Annotated in this window: 25 protein-coding genes and 6 tRNA genes; 10 read left to right on the top strand and 21 right to left on the bottom strand. The window is 72.2% G+C overall.

Annotated features, from left to right (window positions below):
• Window positions 1-83: 83 nt before the first annotated feature.
• The 5 genes from ACIBR0_RS14375 to ACIBR0_RS14355 all read left to right on the top strand — a co-directional run bounded on the left by ACIBR0_RS14375 (window position 84) and on the right by ACIBR0_RS14355 (window position 4,349).
• Window positions 84-494, top strand: coding sequence for a VOC family protein (locus ACIBR0_RS14375; protein WP_396715627.1), 411 nt, complete (start codon window positions 84-86; stop codon window positions 492-494).
• 49 nt (window positions 495-543) lie between these two features.
• Window positions 544-2,118, top strand: coding sequence for an FMN-binding glutamate synthase family protein (locus ACIBR0_RS14370; RefSeq protein WP_396715625.1), 1,575 nt, complete (start codon window positions 544-546; stop codon window positions 2,116-2,118).
• A gap of 153 nt (window positions 2,119-2,271) precedes the next feature.
• A complete protein-coding gene (locus ACIBR0_RS14365) occupies window positions 2,272-2,718 on the top strand; it encodes an SRPBCC family protein (RefSeq protein WP_396715623.1) in 447 nt (148 codons plus the stop codon).
• A gap of 63 nt (window positions 2,719-2,781) precedes the next feature.
• Window positions 2,782-3,969 carry a DNA polymerase IV gene (dinB, locus tag ACIBR0_RS14360; RefSeq protein ID WP_396715621.1) on the top strand — a complete coding sequence of 396 codons (1,188 nt, stop codon included), beginning with the start codon at window positions 2,782-2,784 and terminating at the stop codon, window positions 3,967-3,969.
• Between the two features lie 101 nt (window positions 3,970-4,070).
• On the top strand, window positions 4,071-4,349 hold the full coding sequence (locus tag ACIBR0_RS14355; RefSeq protein WP_396715619.1) for a hypothetical protein: 279 nt from the start codon (window positions 4,071-4,073) through the stop codon (window positions 4,347-4,349).
• A gap of 121 nt (window positions 4,350-4,470) precedes the next feature.
• Here ACIBR0_RS14355 and ACIBR0_RS14350 read toward each other — a convergent pair whose 3' ends face one another.
• From ACIBR0_RS14350 to ACIBR0_RS14330, 5 genes are read right to left on the bottom strand one after another with little or no spacing between them, the layout of a single operon-like run.
• Window positions 4,471-5,478, bottom strand: a complete 1,008-nt coding sequence (locus ACIBR0_RS14350; protein WP_396715617.1) for an acetylxylan esterase — start codon at window positions 5,476-5,478, stop codon at window positions 4,471-4,473.
• A gap of 7 nt (window positions 5,479-5,485) precedes the next feature.
• On the bottom strand, window positions 5,486-7,864 hold the full coding sequence (locus tag ACIBR0_RS14345; protein ID WP_396715615.1) for a beta-glucosidase: 2,379 nt from the start codon (window positions 7,862-7,864) through the stop codon (window positions 5,486-5,488).
• Entirely contained in the window at window positions 7,861-8,682 is an 822-nt protein-coding gene (locus tag ACIBR0_RS14340) for a carbohydrate ABC transporter permease (RefSeq protein ID WP_396715613.1), read from the bottom strand. Before ACIBR0_RS14340 ends, ACIBR0_RS14345 begins: the two co-directional genes overlap by 4 nt.
• Complete coding sequence (locus ACIBR0_RS14335; protein WP_396715611.1) at window positions 8,679-9,620, bottom strand: carbohydrate ABC transporter permease; 942 nt, start codon at window positions 9,618-9,620, stop codon at window positions 8,679-8,681. The genes ACIBR0_RS14340 and ACIBR0_RS14335 overlap by 4 nt, the downstream gene beginning before the upstream one ends.
• A gap of 11 nt (window positions 9,621-9,631) precedes the next feature.
• On the bottom strand, window positions 9,632-10,930 hold the full coding sequence (locus tag ACIBR0_RS14330) for an ABC transporter substrate-binding protein (RefSeq protein ID WP_396715609.1): 1,299 nt from the start codon (window positions 10,928-10,930) through the stop codon (window positions 9,632-9,634).
• Between the two features lie 267 nt (window positions 10,931-11,197).
• On the opposite strand from ACIBR0_RS14330, the gene ACIBR0_RS14325 reads away from it, so the two are divergent.
• On the top strand, window positions 11,198-12,232 hold the full coding sequence (locus ACIBR0_RS14325; protein ID WP_396715607.1) for a LacI family DNA-binding transcriptional regulator: 1,035 nt from the start codon (window positions 11,198-11,200) through the stop codon (window positions 12,230-12,232).
• Window positions 12,233-12,376: 144 nt separating this feature from the next.
• Here ACIBR0_RS14325 and ACIBR0_RS14320 read toward each other — a convergent pair whose 3' ends face one another.
• From ACIBR0_RS14320 to ACIBR0_RS14310, 3 genes are read right to left on the bottom strand one after another with little or no spacing between them, the layout of a single operon-like run.
• Window positions 12,377-12,829, bottom strand: a complete 453-nt coding sequence (locus ACIBR0_RS14320; protein WP_396715605.1) for a DUF6069 family protein — start codon at window positions 12,827-12,829, stop codon at window positions 12,377-12,379.
• Complete coding sequence (locus ACIBR0_RS14315) at window positions 12,826-13,083, bottom strand: hypothetical protein (RefSeq protein WP_396715603.1); 258 nt, start codon at window positions 13,081-13,083, stop codon at window positions 12,826-12,828. The genes ACIBR0_RS14320 and ACIBR0_RS14315 overlap by 4 nt, the downstream gene beginning before the upstream one ends.
• 5 nt (window positions 13,084-13,088) lie before the next feature.
• Window positions 13,089-14,090, bottom strand: a complete 1,002-nt coding sequence (locus ACIBR0_RS14310; RefSeq protein ID WP_396715601.1) for an RNA polymerase subunit sigma-70 — start codon at window positions 14,088-14,090, stop codon at window positions 13,089-13,091.
• 308 nt (window positions 14,091-14,398) lie between these two features.
• Here ACIBR0_RS14310 and ACIBR0_RS14305 point away from each other — a divergent pair, with 308 nt between their 5' ends.
• On the top strand, window positions 14,399-15,526 hold the full coding sequence (locus ACIBR0_RS14305; protein WP_396715599.1) for a hypothetical protein: 1,128 nt from the start codon (window positions 14,399-14,401) through the stop codon (window positions 15,524-15,526).
• Between the two features lie 73 nt (window positions 15,527-15,599).
• Here the strand turns inward: ACIBR0_RS14305 and ACIBR0_RS14300 are convergent.
• The 6 genes from ACIBR0_RS14300 to ACIBR0_RS14275 form a co-directional block, all read right to left on the bottom strand.
• A tRNA-Cys gene (locus ACIBR0_RS14300) sits at window positions 15,600-15,670 on the bottom strand.
• A 56-nt stretch (window positions 15,671-15,726) separates the two neighbouring features.
• Window positions 15,727-15,800 (bottom strand) — tRNA-Pro (locus tag ACIBR0_RS14295).
• A gap of 6 nt (window positions 15,801-15,806) precedes the next feature.
• A tRNA-Pro gene (locus ACIBR0_RS14290) sits at window positions 15,807-15,880 on the bottom strand.
• 4 nt (window positions 15,881-15,884) lie between these two features.
• Window positions 15,885-15,957: transfer RNA gene (locus ACIBR0_RS14285), tRNA-Arg, on the bottom strand.
• 17 nt (window positions 15,958-15,974) lie between these two features.
• Window positions 15,975-16,048 (bottom strand) — tRNA-Leu (locus tag ACIBR0_RS14280).
• 101 nt (window positions 16,049-16,149) lie between these two features.
• Window positions 16,150-16,222: transfer RNA gene (locus ACIBR0_RS14275), tRNA-Trp, on the bottom strand.
• A 419-nt stretch (window positions 16,223-16,641) separates the two neighbouring features.
• On the opposite strand from ACIBR0_RS14275, the gene ACIBR0_RS14270 reads away from it, so the two are divergent.
• The gene (locus tag ACIBR0_RS14270) at window positions 16,642-17,007 is read left to right on the top strand and encodes a hypothetical protein (protein WP_396715597.1); all 366 of its coding nucleotides are present in this window, start codon (window positions 16,642-16,644) and stop codon (window positions 17,005-17,007) included.
• A 102-nt stretch (window positions 17,008-17,109) separates the two neighbouring features.
• On the opposite strand, the gene ACIBR0_RS14265 is transcribed toward ACIBR0_RS14270, so the two are convergent.
• Together ACIBR0_RS14265 and ACIBR0_RS14260 are read right to left on the bottom strand one after the other, a co-directional pair.
• A complete protein-coding gene (locus ACIBR0_RS14265; RefSeq protein ID WP_396715595.1) occupies window positions 17,110-17,778 on the bottom strand; it encodes an HAD family hydrolase in 669 nt (222 codons plus the stop codon).
• 16 nt (window positions 17,779-17,794) lie between these two features.
• Window positions 17,795-18,484 (bottom strand): MerR family transcriptional regulator, encoded by a 690-nt coding sequence (locus ACIBR0_RS14260; protein WP_396715593.1) that lies wholly within the window; start codon window positions 18,482-18,484, stop codon window positions 17,795-17,797.
• A gap of 101 nt (window positions 18,485-18,585) precedes the next feature.
• On the opposite strand from ACIBR0_RS14260, the gene ACIBR0_RS14255 reads away from it, so the two are divergent.
• The gene (locus tag ACIBR0_RS14255; protein WP_396715591.1) at window positions 18,586-19,086 is read left to right on the top strand and encodes a DUF6194 family protein; all 501 of its coding nucleotides are present in this window, start codon (window positions 18,586-18,588) and stop codon (window positions 19,084-19,086) included.
• A gap of 18 nt (window positions 19,087-19,104) precedes the next feature.
• Here ACIBR0_RS14255 and ACIBR0_RS14250 read toward each other — a convergent pair whose 3' ends face one another.
• Window positions 19,105-19,764 (bottom strand): hypothetical protein, encoded by a 660-nt coding sequence (locus tag ACIBR0_RS14250; RefSeq protein ID WP_396715589.1) that lies wholly within the window; start codon window positions 19,762-19,764, stop codon window positions 19,105-19,107.
• A gap of 217 nt (window positions 19,765-19,981) precedes the next feature.
• Between ACIBR0_RS14250 and ACIBR0_RS14245 the strand changes: the two genes are divergently transcribed.
• Window positions 19,982-21,820, top strand: coding sequence for a glycoside hydrolase family 15 protein (locus ACIBR0_RS14245; RefSeq protein WP_396715587.1), 1,839 nt, complete (start codon window positions 19,982-19,984; stop codon window positions 21,818-21,820).
• Here ACIBR0_RS14245 and ACIBR0_RS14240 read toward each other — a convergent pair.
• Genes ACIBR0_RS14240 through ACIBR0_RS14225 form a run of 4 tightly spaced genes read right to left on the bottom strand, consistent with a single transcriptional unit; the run spans window position 21,783 to window position 25,420 of the window.
• The gene (locus ACIBR0_RS14240; RefSeq protein ID WP_396715585.1) at window positions 21,783-22,565 is read right to left on the bottom strand and encodes a YqjF family protein; all 783 of its coding nucleotides are present in this window, start codon (window positions 22,563-22,565) and stop codon (window positions 21,783-21,785) included. The genes ACIBR0_RS14245 and ACIBR0_RS14240 overlap by 38 nt on opposite strands.
• A 58-nt stretch (window positions 22,566-22,623) precedes the next feature.
• Window positions 22,624-23,088: a MaoC family dehydratase gene (locus tag ACIBR0_RS14235; protein ID WP_396715583.1), complete on the bottom strand. Its 465-nt coding sequence runs from the start codon at window positions 23,086-23,088 to the stop codon at window positions 22,624-22,626.
• Window positions 23,085-24,257, bottom strand: coding sequence for an acyl-CoA dehydrogenase family protein (locus ACIBR0_RS14230; protein WP_396715581.1), 1,173 nt, complete (start codon window positions 24,255-24,257; stop codon window positions 23,085-23,087). The genes ACIBR0_RS14235 and ACIBR0_RS14230 overlap by 4 nt, the downstream gene beginning before the upstream one ends.
• Before the next feature lie 14 nt (window positions 24,258-24,271).
• On the bottom strand, window positions 24,272-25,420 hold the full coding sequence (locus ACIBR0_RS14225) for an acyl-CoA dehydrogenase family protein (protein ID WP_396715579.1): 1,149 nt from the start codon (window positions 25,418-25,420) through the stop codon (window positions 24,272-24,274).
• Window positions 25,421-25,522 lie beyond the last annotated feature (102 nt).

Genomic DNA, 25,522 nt, shown 5'->3' with positions numbered 1-25,522 from the left:
CGCACCCGTACGGCGTGTACACCCTCCCGACCACAGGGAGTGGTGCGAGGATGACGCCGGCCGTCGACCCCGAGGAGGAGCTCATGGCGTCAGAACTCAACCCGTACCTGAACTTCGCCGGCAACGCACGGGAGGCGATGGAGTTCTACCACCGGGTGTTCGGTGGGGACCTCTCGCTGACCACGTTCCGCGAGTTCGGCACCGAGGACCCGTCGTACGCCGACCAGATCATGCACGGCCTGCTGCGGACCGCGGCGGGTCACGTGCTGATGGCCTCGGACCTGCCCCCCGGCATGGAGCTCCGGCGCGGTAACGCCAACACCATCTCCCTGAGCGGGGACGACGCCGACGAGCTGCGCGGCTGGTGGGAGCAGTTGTCCGCGGGCGGGGCGGTCGGCGTGCCGCTGGAGAAGCAGATGTGGGGCGACGAGTTCGGGCAGTGCGAGGACCGGTTCGGCACGCCCTGGATGGTCAACATCACCGCGCCGATGTGAGTCCCGCGCCCCGTTTGACCGGCCGCGCGGGCGGAGAAACACCCCTGGCATGAAGTGGACCGGTCGAGCCGTACCCGTCGTCGCCGCCGCCCTCGCGGGCCTCGCCGCCCGCGACGTCCTCCAGCGCGACCACGCCCTGCTGCGCAACTTCCCGCTGATCGGGCGGGCCCGCTACCTGCTCGAGGCGATCGGGCCGGAGCTGCGGCAGTACATCGTGGCGGGCAACAACGAGGAGCGGCCGTTCACCCGTGACCAGCGGCGCTGGATCTACGCGTCGGCGAAGCAGGAGAACAACTACTTCGGCTTCGGCACGGACAACGACATCGAGTACACCCCGGGCTATCCGATCATCAAGCACCGGACCTTCGGCCGGGCGGTGCCGCCGTCGTCCCCGACGGCGGGTCACGACGTACGCCTGCCGCCGGCGAAGGTCCTCGGCGGCGCGCGCGGCCGGGCGAAGGCGTTCCGGCCGGAGTCCGTCGTCAACATCTCCGGGATGAGCTTCGGCTCGCTGTCGGGCAATGCGATCACCGCACTGAACAAGGGTGCGGCGCTGGCCGGCTGCCTGCAGAACACCGGCGAGGGCGGGCTGTCGCCGTACCACCGCCAGGGCGGTGATCTCGTCTTCCAGCTCGGTACGGCGTACTTCGGCTGCCGGGACTCCCACGGGCGCTTCGACCTGAGCCGGCTCAGGGACCTGGTGGCCGGCGCTCCGGTACGCGCGCTGGAGGTCAAGCTCAGCCAGGGCGCGAAGCCCAGCCTGGGTGGTCTGCTGCCGGGGGCGAAGGTGTCGGCGGAGATCGCCGCCACCCGGGGCATCCCGGAGGGCGAGGACTGCGTCAGCCCGTCGCGGCACGCGGAGTTCTCCGACTGCGACAGCCTGCTCGACTGGGTGGAGCTGCTCGCCGCCGAGACCGGCCTGCCGGTCGGCATCAAGTCCGCCGTCGGCGACCTCGGCTTCTGGGAGGAGCTGACCACGTTGATGCGGGACACGGGCCGGGGTGTGGACTTCGTGACCGTCGACGGCGGTGAGGGCGGCACCGGCGCCGCGCCGCTGATCTTCACCGACTCGGTGTCGCTGCCGTTCCAGCAGGGCTTCGCCCGGGTCTACCGGGTCTTCGCCGAGCGGGACCTCCACGAGCAGGTGGTCTTCGTCGGCGCCGGCAAGCTGGGCCTGCCGGACAACGCGGTGGTGGCGTTCGCGCTGGGCTGCGACATGGTCAACGTCGGCCGGGAGGCGATGCTGGCGATCGGCTGCATCCAGGCCCAGAAGTGTCACACCGACACCTGCCCCACCGGCGTCGCCACCCAGAACCCCTGGCTGGCCCGGGGCCTGGACCCGACGCTGAAGTCGGTGCGCGCCGCCAACTACGTGAAGACACTGCGGCGGGACCTGGTCAAGGTCGCCGAGGCGTGCGGCGTGGAGCACCCCGGCCTGATCGACACGGACGCGATCGAGGTCCTCGACGGCCGCACCTCCTCCACGCCGCTGCGCGAGGTGTACGGCTACCACCCCGAGTGGGGCCTGCCGTCGGCCACCGACCGCGCCGAGATCGTCCGCCTGATGACCCCGGAGGCCCCCCAGGGCGACAGTGCCCCACCCTCCCCCACCGCGGTGGGCTGACCCACACCGGGCCCCATCCCCCGTTGATCAAGGAGTTTGCGTCAGGATCCGGCCCCGACCTGACGCGAACCTCTTGATCAACTCCGGTCAGGGGGTCGGGTGGGGGGTGGGGGTGGGAGGATTGTCGGGGTATTTGAGGGGCTGGGAGGGTCCGTGGTGGTGGATGTGGTGTCCGAGGTCGTCATCGACCGTCCGCCCGTCGAGGTGGCCGCGTACGCGGGCGATCCGACGAACGCGCCGTCCTGGTACGTCAACATCGAGTCGGTCGAGTGGTTGACGCCCCCGCCGGCGCGGCCGGGTTCCCGGGTCGCCTTCGTGGCGCACTTCCTCGGCCGTCGGCTCGCCTACACGTACGAGATCGTCGAGCTGGTTCCGGGCGAGCGCCTGGTGATGCGGACGGCGCAGGGGCCCTTCCCGATGGAGACCACCTACCGGTGGGAGCCACACGGCGGCGGACGGACCCGGATGACGCTGCGCAACCGGGGTGAGCCGAGTGGGTTCGCCTCGGTCGCCGCGCCGGTGCTGTCCGCCGCGATGCGTCGGGCCAACCGCAAGGACCTGACGGCGCTCAAGACGCTCCTGGAACGGACCGACCGTTGAGCTGGTGACCGTCGTTCGGGCAGGTCAGTGCGGTGCGAACCCCAACCATGCGAACATGTGTTCGTGTCGTCCACCGCCTCCATCCTGCACGCCGACCTGGACGCGTTCTACGCGTCGGTCGAGCAGCGGGACGACCCGCGCCTGCGCGGCCGGCCGGTGGTCGTGGGCGGCGGCGTGGTGCTGGCGTGCAGCTACGAGGCGAAGGCGCGGGGCGTACGCAGCGCGATGAGCGGGCACCTGGCCCGGCGGCTGTGTCCGGACGCGGTGGTGGTGCCGCCACGGATGTCGGCGTACACGGCGGCCAGCCGCGCGGTGTTCGAGGTCTTCCGGCAGACCACGCCGCTGGTCGAGGGGCTCTCCGTCGACGAGGCGTTCCTCGACGTCGGCGGCCTGCGTCGACTGGTCGGCCCACCGGCCGACGTGGCGGCCCGCCTCCGGCGGGAGGTCCGCGAGAGCGTCGGCCTGCCGATCACCGTCGGGGTGGCCCGCACGAAGTTCCTCGCGAAGGTGGCCAGCGGCGTGGCCAAACCGGACGGCCTGCTCGTCGTCGAACCGGCCGAGGAGCTGGCGTTCCTGCACCCGCTGCCGGTCGAGCGGCTGTGGGGTGTCGGTCCGGTGAGCGCCGCGAAGCTGCGCGAGCGGGGCGTGCGTACGGTCGGCCAGGTCGCACGGCTCGGCGAGGCGACCCTGGTGTCGCTGCTCGGCGGCGGCGCGGGCCGGCACCTGCACGCCCTGGCGCACAACCGCGACCCCCGCGCGGTGCAGGTGGGTCGCCGCCGCTCGTCGATGGGCGCCCAGCACGCCCTGGGGCGTACGCCGCACTCCCCTGCCGAGCTGGACGCGATCCTGGCGGGGCTGGTCGACCGGGTGACCCGCCGGATGCGGGCCGCCTCGCGGTCCGGCCGGACGGTGGTGCTGCGGCTGCGGTTCGCCGACTACACCCGGGCCACCCGGTCGCACACCCTGGCCAAGGCGACGGCGGACACGACGCCGCTGCTGGGTGCCGCGCGGGCGCTCCTGCGTGCGGCGCTGCCGGAGATCGGCCGGCGCGGCATCACGCTGATCGGTGTGTCGGTGGGCAACCTGGACGACGCACCGGTCCAGCCGCCGCTGCCGTTCGAGCGGGACCCGGGGGCGGACCTGGACGCGGCCGTGGACGCGGTCCGGGACCGGTTCGGCTCGGCGGCGCTGACCCGGGCGGTGCTGCTCGGCCGCGACCCGGGCGTCGAGATGCCGCTCCTGCCGGACTGACGCCGCCACCGGAAGCCGACGGGTCCGTTGCCGAACCGTGATGTTTGGTGATCGTCGGGAGCGGGGAACAGGGACCGGCCGAATGTGAGAAGGGAACACCCGTGTCCGAGGTTCACACCCACCCGTCCAGCCTGGATTCCGACCGTCCCGCCGAGGTGACCGACCCCCTGCTGTGGAACCTGGCCCTCGCCGTGGCGGACACCCACGAACCGGACGGGGACGGCGGGTGCCGGATCCTCCTCTGCGCCGACCAGCCCTGGCCGTGCGCCGCGTGGAACAGCGCCCAGCGGGCGTTGCAGGCCGCCCGCGCCACCACACCGGCCACGATTCAGCGGCGGCCGACGTCGACTCCGAGCATCCAGGCCAGCGCGGCGGCCTGACCGCCCGCACCGCAACCGGCCCCCGACACTCCGGCCACGGCGGGGATCAGCGGCGGGTGGCGGCAAGGGCGGCGAGCCGGTGCTCGTCGGCATCAACACCAACTGGGCGACACCGCCCGGTTCACCCGGATGGGCCGTCCCGCCGCGGGGCACCGGCGTGCCCGGGCCCGTGCAGGTGCTCCCCGAGGAAGCGCAGTGCCGCCGCGTCGTCGTCGATCCCGCCCGCCTCGTGGCCGTTGTAGCGCCAAACCGACAGCTCCGCCGGCCCGGCGTGGGCGTTGACGGCGGCGAACACGGTCGACGGCGGCACGATCTCGTCCATCAGCGCCACCGAGTACCGCGCCGGCAGGTGGCACCGCCGGGCGAAGTGCACCCCGTCGACGTACGCCAGGGTGGCCAGCACCCGTTCCTCCGCGTCCCGGTGGATCGCCAGGTAGTCGCGGATCTCCCGGTACGGGTGGGCGTCGGTGACGACGACGGCGCGCGGGATGTCGCAGAGGAACGGCACACCGGCGACCACGGCCCGCAGGTCCGGCACCAGCGCGCCGGCCGCCAGCGCCAGGACACCACCCTGGCTGTGCCCGAGCACCGCGACCCGGGCCGGGTCCACCACCGGCAGGGTCCGCGCGGCGTCCACCGCCCGCACCGCGTCGACGATCAACCGGCGGTAGTAGTAGGTGCGCGGGTCGGTGATCCCCCGGGTCACCACGCCGGGCGCCTCCGGTCCGGCGGCGGCGGGATCCGGGGTGTCACCGCGGCTCCACCCCGAGCCCTGCCCCCGGGTGTCCATCTGCAGGTGCGCGAACCCGGCGACCGCCCACAGCAGGTTCTCCAACGGGTGCCCCCGTCCACCGCCGTAGCCGGCGTACTCAACGACGGTCGGCAGGGGCGTCTCCGTCCCGCGCGGCGCCCGCAGCCAGGCCCGGACGGGTTGGCCGGCGAAGCCGGGGAACGTCACGTCGTGCACGTCAACGGCGGCCAGCCCGGCCGCGACCGGCTCGGCCCGTACCGCCGAGCCGACGGCGCGGGCCTCGGCGACGGTCGTGGCCCAGAACCGGTCGAAGTCCGCCGGCTCGCGCACCCCGCTGCGGTACGCGCGCAGCTGCTCCTCGGGCAGGTCGGTGTACACGCGACGCTCAGCCGTCCGTCGGCGACACGGTGAACCGGGGGTGCATCCGTCGGGTGTGGTCGACCGGCCGGACCGGCCCGTGCAGCGTGACCGCCGCCGTCAGCCGGTGGTCGGTGCTGGACGCGGCCAGCCGCAGCTCCAGCTCGCCCGGCTCGACGATCCGCGTCCCGTCGCGCCCGGTGAACGAGAAGAGGTCGGCCGGGACCGTCACCTCGACGCGGCAGGACGCGCCCGCGTCCAGCGACACCCGCCGGTAGCCGATCAGCCGTTGCACCGGCTGCACCACCGAGGCGACCGGGTCGTGTGCGTACAGCTGCACCACCTCGCTGCCCCACCGGCCGCCGGTGTTGCGCAGCGTGAAGGCCAGCCGCAGCTCACCGTCGGTCGACGCCGCCGCCCGCCCGACCGCCAGCTCCGACCAGTCGAACGTGGTGTACGCGAGCCCGTGCCCGAAGCCGTACGCCGGTGTGGGATCGAGGTTCGACACGTCGCTGGCCTGCCCGAGCCGGGCGGCGAGGTAGGTGGTCGGCTGCCCGCCGGTGCGGCGGGGCACGCTGACCGGCAACCGTCCCTGTGGCTCGACCCGCCCGCTGAGCAGGCCGGCGATCGCGCCCGGTCCCTCCTCGCCGGGAAAGAAGGACTGCACGATGGCTGCCGCCTCGTCGACCGCCCGGCCCAGCGCGTACGGCCGGCCGGCGACCAGCACCACCACCACCGGGGTGCCGACGTCCAACAGCTCGTCGAGCAGGTGCTGCTGCACACCGGGCAGCGCCAGGGACTCCACGTCGCAGCCCTCGCCGCTGGTGCCCCGGCCGAACAGCCCGGCCCGGTCACCGAGGGCGGCGATCACCACGTCCGCCGCCCGGGCCGCCTCGACCGCGGCGGCGAACCCGCGGGTGTCCGGGCCGTCGACGCTCGCACCGGCGGTCACGTCCACCTCGCTGTCCGGGAACTCGCGGCGCAGCACCTCCACGAGGGTGGGCAGCTCGATCCCGACCGGCGTCTCCGGGTGCTGGGACCCGACGTGCACCGGGAACGAGTAGCAGCCGAGCACCGCGGTCGGGTTCCCGGCCTGCGGGCCGACCACGGCGATCCGCGCCGGCCGGGCCAGCGGCAGGACGCCGTCGTTGCGCAGCAGGACCACGGCCCGCTCGGCCACCTCGCGGGCGAGCGCCCGGTTCACCGGTGGATCCAGGTCGACGGTGCCGCGTACCGCCTCCGGGTCGGCGAGGTCGACGCCGTCCAGCGCCGGCGGCACCGGGTCCCACCCGACGTCGAGCAGCCCGAGCTGTCCCTTCTGGAGCAGCACCCGGCGCACCGCACGGTCGACCAGCTCCTCCGGGACCTGCCCGGCGGCGAGCGCCGCGTGCAGCGGCGGACCGAAGGTCTTCACCGTGGGCAGCTCGACGTCCACCCCCGCGGCGAGCGCCGCGCCGGCCGCCTCGCCCCAGCTGCCGGCCACCCCGTGCAGGGTGTGCAGGAAGCCGATGCCGAAGTAGTCGGCGACCACCGTGCCGGTGAACCCCCAGGTGTCCCGGAGCAGGCCGGTCAGCAGAGGCCCGTCGGCCGCCGACGGCACCCCGTCGGTGTCGGTGTAGGCGTGCATCACCGACCGGGCGTCGCCCTCGCGGATCGCCATCTCGAACGGCGGCAGCATCACGTCGGCCCGCTCCCGCGGACCCATCCCGACCGGCGCGAGGTTGCGCCCGGCACGGGAGGCGGAGTAGCCGACGAAGTGCTTCAGGGTGGCGACCACGCCCGCCGACTCCAACCCCTGGACGTACGCGGTGGCCACCGTCCCCACCAGGTAGGGGTCCTCGCCCAGGGTCTCCTCCACCCGGCCCCAGCGGGCGTCGCGGACCACGTCCAGCACCGGCGCCAGCCCCTGGTGCACGCCCAGTCGGCGCAGGTCCGCCCCGATGGCGGCGGCCATCCGCCGGATGAGCGCCGGGTCGAACGTGGCGCCCCAGGACAGCGGCACCGGGTACGCGGTGGCGCCCCACGCGGCGAAGCCGGCGAGGCACTCCTCGTGGGCCACGGCCGGGATGCCGAACCGGTTGGCGGCGACGATGCGCTGCTGGGTCCGCAGCAGCGACAGCGCGCCGAGCGCCGGGTCGACCGGTGCGGTGCCGAACGGCCGGGTCAGCTGGCCCAGCCCGACGTCCAGCAGGGCGTCGAGGTCGGCCGGCTCCTCCATCTCATGCTGGTGCGGCGCGACCTCGCCCCCGTCGGCGGACGCACCGACCCAGACGCCGTAGAGCTGCGCCACCTTCTCCGCCAGGGTCATCGCGGCGACCAGGGCGTCGACCCGGGTGGCCAGGTCGTACGACGGGTCGTTCCAGATCGCGGTGCCTCGTTCGATGTCCAGGGTCACGTCGCCGGTCACTTTCCTCCGACGCCCATCAGGCCCTGTACGAGGGCCCGGCGGGCGAACAGGTAGACGAGCAGGACGGGCACCATCGACAGCACCACGGCGGCGAGCAGCCCCGGGATGTCGATGCCGTACTGCGTTTGGAAGTTGTAGAGGCCCAGCGTGATCACCTTGGTGGAGTCGGACTGGGTGAGGATGAGGGGGAAGAGGAAGCCGTTCCACGCCTGCAGGGCGGAGAACACCGCGATGGTGGAGATGCCGCCACGCGACAGCGGCAGCACCAGCTGCCAGAACATCCGCCCGGGTGAGGCGCCGTCGATCGCCATGGCCTCGTACAGGTCGCTGGTGATGTCCCGCATGACGCCGCTGAGGATGAGCGCGCAGACCGGCAGGGAGAAGGCGGCGGTGGGCAGGATGACGCCGACCAGGTTGTCGTAGAGGCCGGCCGTGCTGATCAGGTAGAAGATCGGCACGACGACCGCCTGCGCGGGAATCGCGAGGCCGAGCAGGAACAGGCGGAAGACGCCCGAGGTGAGCCGGCTGCGACTGCGGACGATCGCGTACGCCAGCGGCGGCACGAGCAGCAGCACGATCGCCACGACGCTCGCGGTCACCACGAGGGTGTTGAGGAAGTACCGGCCGAAGCCCTGCGTGAAGGCGCCGGTGTAGTTGTCGAGGGTGAAGGTGTCGGGCAGGGCGAGTGGCCCGTTCCGGCCGTAGCCGGGCCGGGTCTGCACGGTGACCGCGATCATCACGTAGATCGGCAGGCCCACCAGCAGCAGCCAGAGCACCGACCCCACACCCGCGATCCAGTTGGGACGGTGGCGTGTCACAGGCCCTCCATCGTGCTGCGCATCTTGTCGTACCCGGAGACCCGCACCACGATCAGCGAGATGATCGTGGCGACCACCACCAGCAGCAGCGCGATGGCCGCGCCCGCGCCGAAGTCGAAGCGCTGGAACGCCTGCTCGTACATGTAGTAGGCGCTGATCGTGGTGTCGGTGCCCGGTCCGCCCTGGGTGAGGATCAGGACGGTGTCGAAGGTGGTCAGCCCGCCGACCACCATGAGCACCACCGAGGTGATCATGGCGTTGCGCAGCTGCGGCAGGGTGACGTGGCGGAACTGACCCCAGCGTCCGGCCCCGTCGACCTCGGCCGCCTGGTAGAGGACCGCCGGGACCGCCCGCGCCGCGCCCTGGTAGATCAGGGCGTGGAACGGGATGAACTGCCAGCTGGCGACGAAGACCAGCACGGCGATCGCCCCGGTCCGGCTGCCGAAGAGGTTGCCGTCGCCGAAGAGCCACCGGGCCTGTCCCGGCACCCCGAAGTTCGGGTCCAGCAGCGCCCGCCAGAGCACCGAGACGGCGGTGGCGGACAGCAGCAGCGGCAGGAAGAAGATGGCGGACAGGACCGCCCGGTTGCGTTGCTGCCCGGCCGCCCAGACCCCGATGACCAGACTCAGCGGTGTCTGCACCAGGACGCCGAGCGCGGTGAGCAGCACGCTCAGCCAGAGGCTCTGGATCATCACCGGGTCGGCCGCCAGCCGGCGCCAGTTTTCCAGGCCGACGAACTCCGCCGGTCCGAGCCCGCTCCAACTCATGAGGGACAGGACCACGACGAGCAGCAGCGGAACGATCGCGAAGAAGCCGAAGAAGAGGGTGGCGGGCAGGGCCCAGGCGAAGCCCGGGCGGCCGTGGGTGTGGCCGCCCGGGTTTCGTCCGGACCGGCGCGCCTCCGCCACGAGGCGGGGAGCAACGGTGGTGGTGGCCATGCGCTCTTCCGTCAGCCGGCCTGGAGGGACTGCATGGCCTTGATGAATCCGTCCGCGTCCATCCGACCGTTGGTGTACTGCTGTACCGCGGTGTGGATGGTCTTGGTCGCGGCCGGCGGGTACGCCTGGTCCCAGGAGAGCTGGAACGACGGTGCCTGCTTGACCAGGTCGAACTGGAACTTCAGGTAGGCCGGGTTGGCGGCGGTGTCGAGGAACTTCTCGGTGTTGGTGGTGGTCGGCAGGTTGCCGATGGCCAGTTGCGCCTGGACGAACTCGTCGGAGTACTGGAGCTTGAGGAACTCGGCCACCGCTTCCGGGTGCTTGGTCTTCTTCAGCACCGAGTAGAAGTTGTTGGTGTTGCCGGCGACGTTGCCCGGGTCGCCCAGGCCACCCGGAATGCTGGGGAAGGCGCTCCAGCCGAGGTCCTTGGCGGCGAAGTCGGGGTTGGCGTCGTTGTGGGTGGAGTAGTTCCACGAGCCCATCAGCTCGAAGCCGGCCTTGCCGCTGGACAGCAGCGTGGGCGACCCGCCGTCGGTGAACTTCACCGAGTCGAAGTTGGTGCCGAAGGCGCCGGCGTCGGTGAGCTGGCGGAACAGCTCCAGCGCGCGGCGGCTCTCCGCGCTCTCCCAGACGCCCTTGTCGCCGCCGAGCGCCTTGGCGAACAGCTCCGGCCCGGCGACCCGGTCGTAGAGGTACTGGTACCACATCTGGGTGGGCCACTGGTCGCCGCCGCCGAGGGCGATCGGGGTGATCTTCCTGCTCTTCAGCGTGTTGACCGCCGCCAGCAGGTCGTCCCAGGTTTGCGGCGGGGTGATCCCGGCGTCGGCGAGGACCTTCTTGTTGTGGAACAGCAGCACCGGCTGGGTGCCCCGCATCGGCACCCCGTACGCCTTGCCGTCCACCACCGCCGTGTCGAACACCGACGGAAGGAAGTTCGCCTTCAGCCCCGGGTCCTTGGCGATCATGTCGTCGAGCGGCATGAGGAGGTCCGCCTTGACGAACGGCGTGATGCTGCCGCCGCCCCAGTTGAAGAAGACGTCGGGCGCCTGGTTGGTGTTGATGATGGTCTGCAGCTTGGCCTGGTAGTCCGCGCCGGGGATGGTGTCCAGCACGGCCTTGACCTTGGACGTCTTGTTGAACGTGTCGACCAGCTGCTTCTCCACCCGGTTGGTGGCGTCGCCGTAGACCAGGATGTGGATCTCGTCGCTGCCGGCGGCGGGGTCGTCGCCGCCGCAGGCCGCCAGCGGCAGTGCCAGGGCGAGCGCGGCGCCGACCGCGACGGCCCGGGCCAGCCGTGTGCGTACTGTCATCATCGAGCCCTTTCGTGGTGGGGGTGGTGGGGGACGCCGTCGCGACGGCGATCGGAACGGCACATCGGAACGGCACATCGGAACGACCGAAAGGCGTCCGATAAACTTCCGGAACATTTCCGTAACTCGTGGGAACGCTAGAACCGACCTGCCATGTCGTCAACCCCCACCGGTGGGGCAAGATGACCCGTGGGACGGCACGCCGGTCCGGGGTGCGCCCCCGGGCACCGACGTCCGGCCCGCCCCGAACAGGTGAAGGAGACGCGGGTGGACGCCGAAGACGGACGCAGGGTGACCATCACCGCCATCGCACGGGAGGCGGGAGTCTCCGTGCCGACCGTGTCGCGGGTGCTCAACGGACGTTCGGACGTGGCCCCCGGGACCCGCGAGCGGGTCGAGGAGCTGCTGCGTCACCACGGCTACCGGCGGCCCGCCAGCCGGACGGTGCAGGCGGCCGGCCTGGTCGACCTGGTCTTCAACGATCTGGACAGCCCCTGGGCCGTGGAGATCATCCGCGGGGTGGAGGACGTCGGGCACGGCGCCGGCGTGGGCACCGTGGTCTCCGCGATACACCGGCAGCCCACCGCCGCGCGGCAGTGGCTGCAGAACCTGCGGGCGCGGGCGACCGACGGGGTCATCTTCGTGACCTCCGACGTCAGCCCCCCGCTCTTCGCCCAGCTGCGCCGGCTCAACGTGCCCGTGGTGGTGGTCGACCCGGCCGGGGTGCCCTCCACCGACGTGCCCACGATCGGCGCCACCAACTGGGCCGGCGGGCTCGCCGCGACCGAACACCTGCTCTCGCTCGGGCACCGGCGGATCGGCTTCGTCGCCGGGCCGACCCACCTGCTGTGCAGCCGGGCCCGCCTCGACGGCTACCGGGCGGGACTGGAGGCCGCCGGCGTAGCGGTGGACGACCGGCTGATCCACCCCGGCGACTTCTACCACGCCTCCGGCTTCGCCGCCGGGACCGCGCTGCTCGACCTCGACGACCCGCCGACGGGCATCTTCGCGGCCAGCGACCAGATGGCGTTCGGCGTCTACGAGGCGATCCGCCGGCGGGGCCTGCGGGTCCCGGACGACGTCAGCGTGGTCGGCTTCGACGACCTGCCCGAGGCGCGGTGGGCCTCGCCGCCCCTGACCACCGTGCGGCAGCCGCTGGTCGAGATGGGCCGCCTGGCGGCGCGGACCGTCCTGCGGCTGGCCCAGGGCGAGGGCATCGACTCCCCCCGGGTGGAACTCTCCACCGAGCTGGTGGTCCGGGACAGCTCGGCCGCACCGCCGGCCGGCTCGTCCCGCTCGTGACGGCCGGACGGTCCGGACGGGTGGCCCGGTAGCTCCCGGTCCGCTTCCGGAAATTCTCTCGAACGTACGGCGGCCGGACGCGCCGGCCGGGATCCATTCGGGTCGCACGCCCCCTGCGCCGCCCGTTGTCCCCTTGCGGGATCGTCAGCCGGTCCGGACGCGGAGGCTCCGCGCCAGGGTGGGGATCATCACGGTCGCCGGGACGAGGTGTAGCCCGAGGAGGGCGATGGTGGTGGCGGTGTTCGCCCCGGAGAGGAGGGGCGGAACCATCGAGATCGCGGTCAGCGACACCGCCGTCCACACGAATCGCTCGGCGGGGCGGGCGCTCCACCGGAGAAGAGCGACGGCGATGACGATGCCCACGACCGAGAAGAAGCCGGTCACCACGGCGAACCCGGCCAGCGGGATCGTCTCGCCACCGTCCACCTCGAAGTCGACGCCAACGGCGCGGGCGAGCGCGGCGGCGAGGGTGGTGGCCACGATCGCTGCGAGCGCGGCCAGGAAGCCGGTGCCGGCGACCCGGCGGAGTCGGTGGGTGTGGCTGGCCCGGCCCGATGCCGGGCCTGCGACGACCCCGGTGTCATCCATGCTGTTCATGTCGTTCCTCCGTCATTCCGTAACCCAGCGGGGGTGACGATGCGTACCCTCGCCGTGCGACGGCCGGGGTTCCGCAGGGCACGGACGCCGGTGCCGCGGAGCCAGAACCCCGCGTCGCGTTCGAGGACCGGCCCGGGCTCGCCGTCGCGCAGCTCCAGCTGCACCCGCCCACGGGTGACGACGCCGAACGCGTCGCGCCACTGCGCCGCGACCACCGCGACGCGCGCGCCGCCGTGCAGCGCGAGCGTCCACACCGGCACTACTCCGTGCCGTCCGCCGGCAGGCGCTCCGGCAGCCCGAGCCGCGGGAACCGGTCGTCGTGGAAGGTGACGATCTCGGTGATCTTCCCGCCGGTGACGCGCAGGACGTCGATCGTCAGCGGCAGGTACGCGTCCTCCCGCTTCCGCCAGTGGTAGAACGCGACGGCGGGCTGCCGGTTCACGGAGGTGGGGACGCCGCGCAGACCCGTCATGCCCTCGAAGCCCTCGTCGACCCAGTTGCTCACCACCGTGTCACGGCCGACGTACAGGCCGGGCGTGGGCGGCATCGAGCACCGGACGTCGTCCCGCAGCATCGAGGTCAGCGCTGGGATGTCGGTGGCCACGCACGCGTCGGTGAAGCGAAGTATGAGGTTGCGCGTCTCTGCGTCCGCCTCGCCGCCGGTCCAGTCCTGCCGCTCGGCGGGCAGGTGCTCCCGCATGCCGGCGCGGGCCCGCTGCAGCGCGCTGTTCACCGAGTTGACGGAGTCGCCGAGGAGCTCCGCGACGTCCTTCGCCGGCCAGCCGAGCACGTCCCGCAGGATCAGCACGGCCCGTGGGCGCGGGGCAAGGTGCTGGACCGCGACCAGGTACGCCAGCTCGATCGTCTCCCGCGCGACGGCGAGGGTCTCCGGCTCGTCCGCGTCACCCGCGGGCAGCTCGTCGAGCAGCCGGTCCGGGTAGGGCTGCAGCCACCGCACCTCGCCGCCGGTCGCCGGCTCCGGGCGGCACTTGGCGAGCAGGTCCAGGCAGGCGTTGGTGGCGATCCGGTACAGCCAGGCCCGGAACGTCGACCGCCCCTCGAAGGTCTCCCGCCGCCGCCAGGCGCGCAGGAACGTCTCCTGCACGGTGTCCTCGGCGTCCTCGAACGACCCGAGCATCCGGTAGCAGTGCACGTGCAGCTCCCGCCGGTGCCGCTCGGCCAGCCCCGAGAACGCCGGCTCGTCGACCTCGCCCAGACCGCTCACGCCCCGCTCCTCCCGCCGCGTGTCCGCACTCATCACGTCATCCTTCCGTCTCGTCGTGTCCCGTCGTAGGTGTGACGGGTGCGGGCGCGACAACTCATCACCAGGGTCAGCCGGCATGGCTGTACCCGCCCCGCCTGCCGATTCCGGCTGCGTCAACCCCCGTCGATAAGTGCTGGTGGCGTTCCTGCTGCGGCGCTAACCTCGACCCATGCCGCGCTCCTCGATCCCGTTCGTCCGCCCCCGGCCGCTGAACGGCCGTGCGGGCTTCGAGGTCTGCCGGTAGCCCGTCACGCGCCGTCGGCCGGGGGTTCATGCCCACACCCCGCCGACGAGAGGAACCGACCGTGACCACCCTGCTCACCGCCGATGAGCTGTGCGCCGCCCTGCAACTACGTGACCTGTCCGACCCCGGCCAGGGCCCACACACCATGCAGATCCTGCTCGACGAGGTCGTCGAGACCCTGGCCCGGACCTGGGAGTGCGCTGTCGATGTGCAACGACGACGACCGCTCGTTGCCGTCGAGGACAACTACGACCGTCTCGGCTACGCCTCGGGCGACATCACCCGAGACGCCCGGTACAGCCGCTACGCGGCCGAAACCGTGATGCTGCGCAGCCACACCACCGCCGGGGTCCCTCCCGCTCTGCGCCGGCTGGCCACCGATCACCGGTACGAGCCGTCAGCCGACGTGCTGCTCGCCCTGCCGGGGTTGTGCCACCGCCGGGACAGCATCGACCGCCTGCACGTCGGCACGCCGCACCAGGTGGACCTGTGGCGGATCACCACCGCGCGCATGCAGGACACGAACCTCGTGGAGATGGCGGTGCTGGTCGTCGAGGCGGTCCTGCCGGGAGCGCGCTGGCGAGCGGTCACGGCGAAGCACCCCTACACCGAGTACGGGTGGCAACTCGACGTCGAGACCGCGACCGGTTGGGTCGAACTGGCCGAGTGCGGCCTCGCGGCACCCCACGTCCTCGCCCGCGCCGGTCTGGACCCGGAACGCTGGGGCGGCCTCGCGCTGGGCATGGGACTGGATCGTGCGGTCATGCTCCGAAAGGGAGTTGACGACATCCGCCTGCTGCGCTCCGCCGATCCCCGCGTCGCCGCGCAGATGGTGGACCTGTCCCGCTGGGAGCCGGTGTCGGCGTACCCCCCTGTCCGTTGGGACCTGTCCATCGTCGTGACCGGCCCCGCGGACGCCGAACTGCTCGGCGGTGCGGTGCGTACCGCACTCGGCGCCGCGGCCGACGACCTGGAGTCGATGTCGATCCTGAGCAGCACACCCTACGCGCACCTACCGCGTGCGGCCCGTGCCAGGCTGGGCCTGCGTCCGGACCAGGTGAACGTCGTCCTGCGACTGGTGGTGCGGCCCCTCGGCGGGACCCTCACCGCCGAGCAGGCCAACCGCCTGCGTGATGACGTGTACGCCGCCGTCCACGAGGGTCCGAACTGGGAGTGGGCAGCCCGATGAGACGCCTGACCGACTCTCTCGCGATGGGTGCGGTGCCGGGGGGCCGGCGCGGCACCACAGTGGATGACCTTCGAGACCAGGACCGGATTCGAACCGGCGTACACCGCTTTGCAGGCGGCTTCCTCACCACTCGGACACCCGGTCAGTCACGGCACCCCGCCTGACGGGCGGGCATTGCCGCAGCGCGAACTCGCCTGGAGTCGGGTAGGCAGGATTCGAACCTGCGGCCTCTCCGCCCCGAACGGAGCGCGCTGCCAAACTGCGCCACTACCCGTGGAAGTCGGGACAGCCGGATTTGAACCGACGACTTCTACACCCCCGATGTAGCGCGCTACCTGGCTGCGCCATGTCCCGACAGCGCCCCCGGGACGAATCGAACGTCCGACCTCTTGATTCGTAGTCAAGCGCTCTGTCCGCTGAGCTACGGGGGCATGTGGTGCTAGGTACGTACCCGACCGCGGATTCGAACCGCGACCCTTCCCGCCCTGAACGGGACGCCTCTGCCAATTGGGCCAGTCGGGCCTGGTGGTACTGCTGCCAGCGCCCGGTGTCGATCCGGGCGCATGCCATCCGCTGTGGAATTGAGAAGATCCGACGCCACCGACCGCAGTCGGAGCGACGGGCAGGGGCGACAGGATTCGAACCTGCATCCGTCGGCTTTGGAGGCCGCTGCTCCACCAGTTGAGCTACGCCCCTCAGACGAAGAAGCCGCCCGATCCCTGAAAGGGTGGGCGGCTTCGCGCTTTGTGCGCTGACGCTATCTGCGCCGCCACCCCGACTTCCAGTTGCGCCGGCTGGCACATCGACCGAGGACTCGCCCGGCCGATGGCAGCACGACACCGCCGCGCGGCAGAAGCCGCGGGGTTTCGGCGTACGCGTACTGCTTCACGGGGAACTCCTCGGTGGGTCGGAACGACCTTGCCCGTTCACGGTAGGCGCAACGGCCGGCAACGGCCAGCCAATATTCGCCTCCAAGCCCGACAGGTCGGGACGTCGACTTCCTGAGGTCGCCTGCGATGCTGTACCTCGCTGCATCCGATACGTCCAGCAGGACGAGGCGCAGGGCGGCCGGCCCCCCCGCCAGACCGTGAGAAGCCATGGAGGAGTCGTTACGGGTGAAGAGAATCTCTCTGCTCCTCGCCGGCACCGCCGTGCTTCTTGCGCTCACCGGTTGCCAACGCGCGCTCAACGTCGGTGCCGCCAACAGGTGCGGACATCCGATCGAGGTCAACACGAACAGCGCTCCAGAGCTTCCTCAGTCCGGATGGGTGTCGATGAGCGAGGGTCAGCGCCGGTATGTGTTGTCGGCTGCCGAGTCCACTGACCGGCTGTATGTATGGGTGCGTCGTCCGGACGCGCAGCAGCCAATGCATTTCGAGATCGCCGTGGCCGAACTTCCCCGGCCCCCCGCCGACGCCACGTACGAAACAAGAATCGACGTCGAGATCGTCATGGAAGGCGACCGGTGCCCGGCGCGCTGAGCATTCACGTCCGCGCCGGTCGGCCGCCTCAGCCCCAGCCCCGGCTCGCAGCGGCCAGTCTCCGATGCGCGGTCGACGTGAGCGACCGTCGGGACGGACGGCTCACCCCTGTTCGAGGTGGGGTCCCAGGCCGGACAGGTCGGTGAGCACGAACGCCGCGAGGGCGCCGTCGGTGTCCGGTCGCCCGAATCGGTTGACCCAGCCGGCGCGGATGCCCGCCGCGTGCGCACCGGCGACGTCCGACCGGAGGGAGTCACCGACGTGCACCACCTCGTGCGGCGCCAGCCCCAGCGCGTCGAGCGCCGCGTCGAACATCGCCCGGTCCGGCTTGTACGCGCCCACGTCCTCGCTGCACACGACGGCGTCGAAGGCCAGCCCGTGCCGGGCCATCGCCGCGTCCAGGTCGTCCCGGTCGGCGTCGGAGACCACGCAGACCGGGACCGGGACCGAGGCGAGGAACGCGCGGCTGCCGGGACGCAGCGGCGGGGACCGCCAGTACGCGAACTGCGCCGCGCACAGCGCGGCCGGGTCGCCGCCGCAACCGACCTCCGCCAGCACCGCTGCCAGACTGGCCAGGGCACTGGCCCGCAGGGGCCGGAACGGTGGCCCCTCGGCGATGAGTGCGTACTTGCGCTGCCACGCCTCGACCACCTCGGGGGCGCGGGTCGGGGTGGACGCTCCCCGGGCGACCTGCCCGGCGATGTCGGCGACGACGGCGTCGTCGTCCTCGACCACCGTGCCGTAGAAGTCGAGCAGCAGCCCTTTGACCACGGCGGCAGTGTAGGGATCAGGAGCCCGGGCGCGACAGGTCGAGGTAGTCGGCGAGGCGGCCGGCGGCCACCAGCATGGCGTGCCCCCGGGCGGTCAGCCGTTGCCGCCACGCGTCCAACGACGCGGCCAGGGGTGTCGCGCCCTCGGCGGCGCGTACCTGCCGCAGGACGGTCGCGATGTGGTCCAGCCGGTAGCCGCCCCGGCGCAGGAGGTGGGCCAGGTCGGCGTCTCGGACGTCGTCGGGGCGGTACAGGCGCTGCCGGCTGGCCGGGTCGCGGGGCGGAACCAGGACGCCGGCCCGTTCCCATTTGCGCAGCGTCGCCGGTGTCACGCCGAGCCGGTGGGCCAGGGCACCGACGGGCAGCGGCCGGTCGGGCCGGGCCGCCACCGGTGCGGTGGTCAGCGCCTCGACCGTCGCCGCGACCGCGTCGAGCACCTCCCGGTCGCGCAGCAACTGCGCGTGGCTGTGGTCAATGGCGCGCAGGGCGCCGTCGACGTCGCCCCGGATGGCGGCGCGCATGATGTCGGCGCTCGCGGCGTACCCGTGCGCGGGTACGAGGGCGAGGTAGGCGCGCAGGGCGACGGCGTGCGCCTCGGTGTAGACGCGGTAACCGCTGGGGGTGCGCCGGGCGGCGGGGAGGACGCCGTCGTGCTCGTAGTTGCGGACCGCCTGGGTGGAGAGGCCGTGCTCGCGGGCGAGGTCCACCGGTCGGTACGTGTGTCGCGCGGCTTGAGGGTTCAGAGGTCCTATCCGAGCTGGCACGCGATCAAAGTATCAAAAGCTCGTTCAACGATACGGTTAAGGTCATGGCTTCTTCACCCGCACCCTCGTCAGACGCCGACGACATCGCCGCGCACATCCTCGCCCTCCCGCAGGTCGAGGTGCTGCGGGCGGACGAAACGTCGGGGGCTCCCCCGTCGACCTGGGGCGACCGCTTCTTCTACGTCGGCCCGGACCGCCGCCGACCGTTCGCCACGATCATCGAGCACGACTACGCGGGCTCCGACGAGGAATCCCGGCTCGACCGGCCCGGCGTCTTCCGGTTGAGCATCGAGCTCGGGCGCGCGGAGTTCGCGCGCCTCTTCGGCCACCCGCCGGCCGAGTTCGCCGGCCACCGCGCGTCGGTCGACTTCACGGCCCTCGACCGGGTCATCCCCCACCCGGTGTACGGCGGGTACGGCTGGGCGTGCGTGCTCAACCCGGCCACCGGCAGCCGTGACGAGGTGAACCGCCTCCTCGACTGCGCCCACGAGCGGGCGCTGCGGCGACACGAGCGCTCGCAGGATCGGCGGCACCGCCCGAACTGAAGGGGGCGCACCCCGGCGTCAGCCGCCGCTGCCCTCGGCCGCCCCGTCCGCACCGTGTCCACCGTCCGCGTCGGTGCCGAGGAAGACGTGCTGGTGGCCGTACCCGGCATCGATGTTGATCTGGTCGAGTTGCGTGGCCGCGACCGCCCAGACGGCCGCGGCGCCCTCGGCCTGGCGTTTCGCCAGGTCGGTCAGCGCCGCGCGCTGGGGCGCCGGGGCGCCGACGGCGACCGCGTAGGTGTCGACGGCGAGGACCGCCTGGTCCACGGCGCTGCGCAACCCGCCCCGGGCGACGTTGGTCGCGGTGGTGCCCGACGGCGGGTTGGCGAACGGCTCGGCCGCGCGGCGCGCGGCCTGCTGCCACTCGCGGACGGTCGCGGCGTCCGCCGCTCCGGCGTCGATGGCGGTGAGGATCGGGGCGAGTTCGTCGCGGGCGCGGCGGGCCGTCGCGGTGAGGTCGGTGATCTGCTGGGCGTCCCGGCGCGCCTCGGCCGCACGGAGGTCGGCGATCGCGGCCTCGGTGCCGTCCGGTCGCGCGAGGCTCCAGCCGCTCACCCCGCCGAGCAGGGCCACCGCGAGCCCGACCGCGACGGCGACGACGACCCGGCGCGACCGGCCGGGTCCGCGACCGGCCGGGGCGTTGAGCAGGTACGACGGCTTGCCGGTGCGACGCGACACCCGGATCACCTCCTGTCGATGTACGACGAGGGGCAGCCTAGCCGCCTTTTGTGACTCACGTCGATACTTTCCGGTCGGATGGACGCTACTTCTGTCCGCTAGTGACAGAAGTCGGTCCTCGTACCCGGGTGGGTGTTGTGTGGGCGTCCGCGCCCCGGCGACCGCTCGCCGCGTTTACGGTGCGGTCTGAGGGTCGTGGGTGAACGGGGAGGCCGGCATGCGGGGGTACGCACCCATCGAGGACCACGGCCTCATCGGTGACCTCCAGACCGCCGCGCTGGTCACCCGGAACGGCACCGTCGACTGGTTCTGCCTGCCGCGCTTCGACTCGCCCAGCGTCTTCGGCGCTCTGCTGGACTCCGAGCGCGGCGGCTACTTCGGTATCGCCCCGGACGGTGTGCGCTACGTGAGCAAGCAGCTCTACCTGCCTGACACGCCCATCCTGATCACCCGGTTCATCAGCACCGACGGCGTCGCGGAGATCACCGACTTCATGCCGGTCACCGGCGAACGGGCGACCAACCGGCACCGGCTGGTGCGGATGGTGCGGATGATCCGGGGCAGCATGCGCTTCAAGGTGGAGTGCCGCCCCCGGTTCGACTACGGCCGCCAGCGCCACGACCTGGAGGTCCGGTACGAGGGGTACGTCTTCCGCAACCCCTCGCTGGAACTGACGCTGAACCCGGTCGGCAAGGTCCGGCGACTGCTGCGGGAACGGGAGAGCGGCGACGACGCCGGGGACGTTGTCGGATTCGTCACGCTGCACGAGGGTGACACCGGCGGGGCCGTGCTGGAGTCGGCCGCCGCGCGCGGGCCGCGCGTCATCCCGGTCGACGAGATCGAGGTGATGTTCGAGCAGACCCGTGACTACTGGCGGCACTGGCTCGACCGTTCGCGGTACACGGGGCGCTGGCGGGAGATGGTGGAGCGGTCCGCGATCACGCTGAAGCTCATGACGTACGCGCCCACCGGCGCGATGATCGCCGCACCGACCGCCGCGCTGCCCGAGGAGATCGGGGGCACCCGCAACTGGGACTACCGCTACACGTGGATCCGGGACACCTCCTTCTCGGTGCGCGCGCTGCTCGGGCTCGGCTTCACCGACGAGGTGAGCCGGTACATGAACTGGCTCGACGAGCGCATCCGCGAGGCCGGCGACAACGCCGTACCGCTGAAGATCATGTACCGGGTCGACGGATCGTCGGACCTGGAGGAGGAGGTCCTCGACCACTTCGAGGGGTACCGCGGATCGGGGCCGGTGCGGATCGGCAACGGCGCGGCCGACCAGCTCCAGCTCGACATCCACGGCGAGGCCCTGGACGCGATGCACCTCGCGGACGAACAGGGCATCCGCGCGTCGCACCAGGTGTGGCGCAGCACCGTACGGATGGTCGACTGGGTCTGCGAGAACTGGGACCAGCCGGACGCGGGCATCTGGGAGAGCCGCAGCCACCCGCGCGACTACACGTACGGGCGGCTGATGTCGTGGGTGGCGTTGGACCGGGCCATCCGCCTGTCCAACCGCCACGGCCGGCCCGGCGACCTCACCCAGTGGATCCGGCACCGCGACGCCATCTACAACCAGATCATGCAGCGGGGTTACCACCGGGGCCGCCGCACCTTCGTGCAGAGCTACGAGACCGACGTCCTCGACGCCTCGCTGCTCATCATGCCGTCGGTCGGCTTCGTGACCCCCACCGACCCGATGTGGCAGTCCACCCTGCGCGCCATCGACCAGGACCTGGTCTCGGACAGCCTCGTGCACCGGTACAAGCCCTCCGCCGCGCCCGACGGGCTTCCCGGAGACGAGGGCACCTTCAACATGTGCACCTTCTGGTACGTCGCCGCCCTCGCCTGCTCCGGACGGCTGGAGGACGCCCGCCTGACGTTCGAGAAGATGTTCACCTTCAGCAGCCACCTTCGCCTGTACGCCGAGGAGATCGCCCTCACCGGCGAGCAGATCGGCAACTTCCCCCAGGCGTTCAGCCACCTCTCCCTCATCACCACCGCGGTCGCGCTCAACGACCTCCTCGACGCCGAGGGGCGGCGGCGGTAGCGGAGACGGGCCGGCGCAGCGGGACCGGTGGACCGAACCGGACCGGGACCCCGGGTGAGAAGAGCACGCTGGCCGGTGGTCCGACCGGCGCCGGCAGGCCGGCCGCGGTGATCAGGTCGTCGTCCAGGTGCAGCAGCTCGGCCCGGTGCAGGGGCCAGCGGGGATGCCAGTTCGGCAGGTGCAGCGTGCGCCCGTACGCCCGGGTGTGCAGCCCCCAGCGGGCGGTGACGAAGTGCTCCAGCGGGGTCGGCTCGGCGATCGGCGCACCCACCCGGACCACCATCCGGCTCGTCGCACCCCTCGGCCCCGGCCAGCGGCGCCGGCACCGGTAGGTGTACCGGTCACCGTCGCGGTCCACGCCCATCGCCGACCACCGGTACGGCAGCCCCAGCGTCGCCCGGGCGACCAGCACCGGGATCAGCCGGGACGCGTCCAGCGACCGGAACACCACCGCGCGCCGGCCCGTGCCGTCGACCGAGTACAGCCGGACGTTGGTCTCCCAGAAGCTGCCGAGGTACGGCACCGCCGGCCCCCGTCCAAGGCCCAACCCGACCATGCGGAAGCCGATCAGGCCGACGTGGGTGACCCCGTCGAGGGTGTCCGGACGGGTGCCGGCGGGCAGCAGCGGCGCGACGACCTCCGGCGCGACCGCCCAGTGCAGGAAGGTGAGCGCCTCCCAGCGCTGGCGCAGGACCGCCCACCCGAACGCCTGCTCGGGCGCCACGTCGACCGGCTCGCTGTCCACGTACCCATCCTGCACCCCCGGCGGGGTGGCACCGCCGGCATCGGGACGACGTTGTCGGTCAGCGGGCGGCACCCCGGTAGAGGCGGCTGACCGCCTCCGCCACGCAGACCGGCTTGCCGCCCGCGTCGCTCTCCACGCTCACCGCCGTGACCACCTGGACGCCGCCGTCCACCGGGGACACCTCGCCGATCGTCGCGGTGGCCCGCACGGCGCCGCCCACCCGGACCGGGGCCGGGAACCGCACCCGGTTGAGGCCGTAGTTGACGCCCATGCCGACTCCCTCGACCCGGTACAGCCCGCCGACCAGTGACGGCAGCAGCGACAGGGTCAGGTAACCGTGCGCGACGGTGCCGCCGAACGGGCCCATCGCGGCCCGCTCGGGGTCGACGTGGATCCACTGGTGGTCGTCGGTGGCGTCGGCGAACAGGTCGACCCGGGACTGGTCGACCCGCAGCCAGGGCCCCGGACCGACGGTCTCGCCGACCGAGGCGGCCAGGTCGTCGATGGAGAGAAAGGTCTTCACGCCAGGTGTCCTCCGATCTTCGTGTAGCCGCGCAGCAGGTCGCGGGAGAGGATCAGCCGTTGCATCTCGTCGGTGCCCTCGAAGATCCGGTAGAGGCGGACCTGCCGGTACCAGCGCTCGATGGGCAGCTCGCGGGTGTAGCCCATGCCGCCGTGGATCTGGAGCACCCGGTCGACCACCCGGTTGACCATGCCGGCGGCGTAGAGCTTGCACATCGAGGAGGCGTGCCGGGGATCCATGGCCTGGTCCACCGTCCACGCCGCCCGCAGCACGAGCCAGCGGGCCGCCTCCAGCTCGGTCTCCGAGTCGGCGATCATCCACTGGATCGCCTGGTTCTCGCCGATCGGTCGGCCGAACGTCTCGCGGGTGTTGGCCTGGTCGATCGCCATCCGCAGCGCCCGCTCGGCGATGCCGATGGCGTGCGAGGGGATGGTGTAGCGGCCCTTGCCGATCCACTCCATGCCGAGGGTGAAGCCCTGCCCGATCTCGCCGAGGATGTTGCGCTCGGGCACCCGCACGTTGTCGAAGACGAGCGCGGCCGGCCCGCCCTCCCCCATCGTCTGGATGAACTCCGACCGCCAGCCCATCGCCCGGTCCACCAGGAACGCGGTGGCGCCACCCCGGCGGGCGCCCTTCTCGGGGTCGGTCACCGCGATGACGATGGCGAAGTCGGCGTCGTGCCCGCCGGTGATGAAGGTCTTCTCTCCGTTGAGGACCCAGTCGCCGCCGTCACGGCGGGCGCTGAGCTTGATGTTGGCCGCGTCCGACCCGGCGCCGGGCTCGGTGATCGCGAAGCAGCTCAGCCGCTCGCCCTCGATCGTCGGCAGCAGGAACTCCCGCTTCTGCTCCTCGTTGGCCTTGAACAGGATGTTGTCGGCCTCCCCGCCGAACCGGAACGGCACGTACGACCGGCCGATCTCGGTCCAGATCAGCGACTGGGTGATCGCCGGCAGGTCCATGCCGCCGTACTCCTCCGGCGTGGCGAGGCCCCAGAAGCCGAACGTGCGCGCCTTGAGCTGGAGGTCCCGCAGCTCGCCGCGTTCCAGGCCGGGCCGGTGCGCCCGTTCCCGCCGCAGCAGCTCCTGCTCCAGCGGCATGACCTCCCGGGCGATGAAGTCACGGGCCGTGTCGCGGATGGCCCGCTGCTCGTCGGACAACGCGAAGTCCATGTGTTCCTCCAGGGTCAGAAGGCGTTGACGCCGGTGAGCGCGCGTCCGATGAGGAGTTGCTGGATCTGGCTGGTGCCCTCGTAGAGGGTGGCGACGCGGGCGTCGCGCAGGTACTTGCCGACCGGGTACTCGTCGATGTAGCCGTACCCGCCGAAGACCTGGACCGCGTTGTTCGCCGCGCGGACGGCGGCCTCGCTGGCGAAGAGCTTGGCCATCGACGCCTCGGTGGCGAACGGTTCGCCCCGGTCGATGCGGTCGGCCACCTGCCACACCAGCAGACGCGCGGCGGCGGTGTCCACCGCGATGGCGGCGAGCAACTGCTGCACCAGCTGGTGGCCGGCGATCGGCTTGCCGAACTGGGTGCGCTGACCGGCGTAGCCGACCGCGGCGTCCAGGCAGCCCTGGGCGATGCCGACGCAGCCGGCGGCGACCGACATCCGGCCCTTGGCCAGGGTGGCGAGGGCCAGCCGGAAGCCGCCGCCGGTCTCGCCGACGAGCGCGGAGGCGGGTACGCGGACGTCGTCGAAGCGCAGTTCCCCGGTGGCCTGCCCGCGCAGTCCCAGCTTGCCGTGGATCTCGCGGCGGGTGAGGCCGGGGCTGTCGGTGGGCACCAGGAACGCGCTGATGCCGCGGTGTCCCGGGCCGCCGGTGCGGGCGAAGACCAGTGCGACGTCGGCGGTGGTGCCGTTGGTGATGAAGGTCTTGGTGCCGGTGAGCAGCCAGTCGTCGCCGTCTCTGACAGCGCGGGTGGTCAGCGCGGCGGCGTCGGAGCCGCTGTCCGGCTCGGTCAGTGCGAAGCAGCCCAGGGCGGTGCCGGAGCACAGCCGGGGCAACCACCGCGCGCGCTGGTCGGCGGACCCGTACGCGGCGAGGGACTTCGCGACCAGGCCGAGTGAGACCGAGACGATGCCGCGGACCGCGGAGTCGCCCCGGCCGAGTTCCTCCAGCACCAGGCAGTAGGAGAGGTGGTCGCCGCCGGAGCCGCCGTCGGACTCGGGGATGGTCAGGCCGAGGAAGCCGAGGTCGGCGAGCTTGCCGACGATCGCGGGGTCGACGCGCTCCCGCCGGTCCCAGGCCGCCGCGTGCGGGACGACCTCGCGGTCGACGAAGTCGGCGGCGAGCTGGCGGACCGCTGCCTGTTCGGCGGACAGATGCAGGTCCATGGCCCATAAACTAGCGGTGCAAGTTTAATTCCGTCCAGACCCCCTGTGGCAGAGTTTCTCCACGGCCCACCGGCCACCGGCCCACCCCGACCTTCAGATGCG

Source organism: Micromonospora sp. NPDC049497 (assembly GCF_044465805.1).
Lineage (GTDB): Bacteria > Actinomycetota > Actinomycetes > Mycobacteriales > Micromonosporaceae > Micromonospora.
This window is presented reverse-complemented; position numbering and strand designations above follow the sequence as displayed.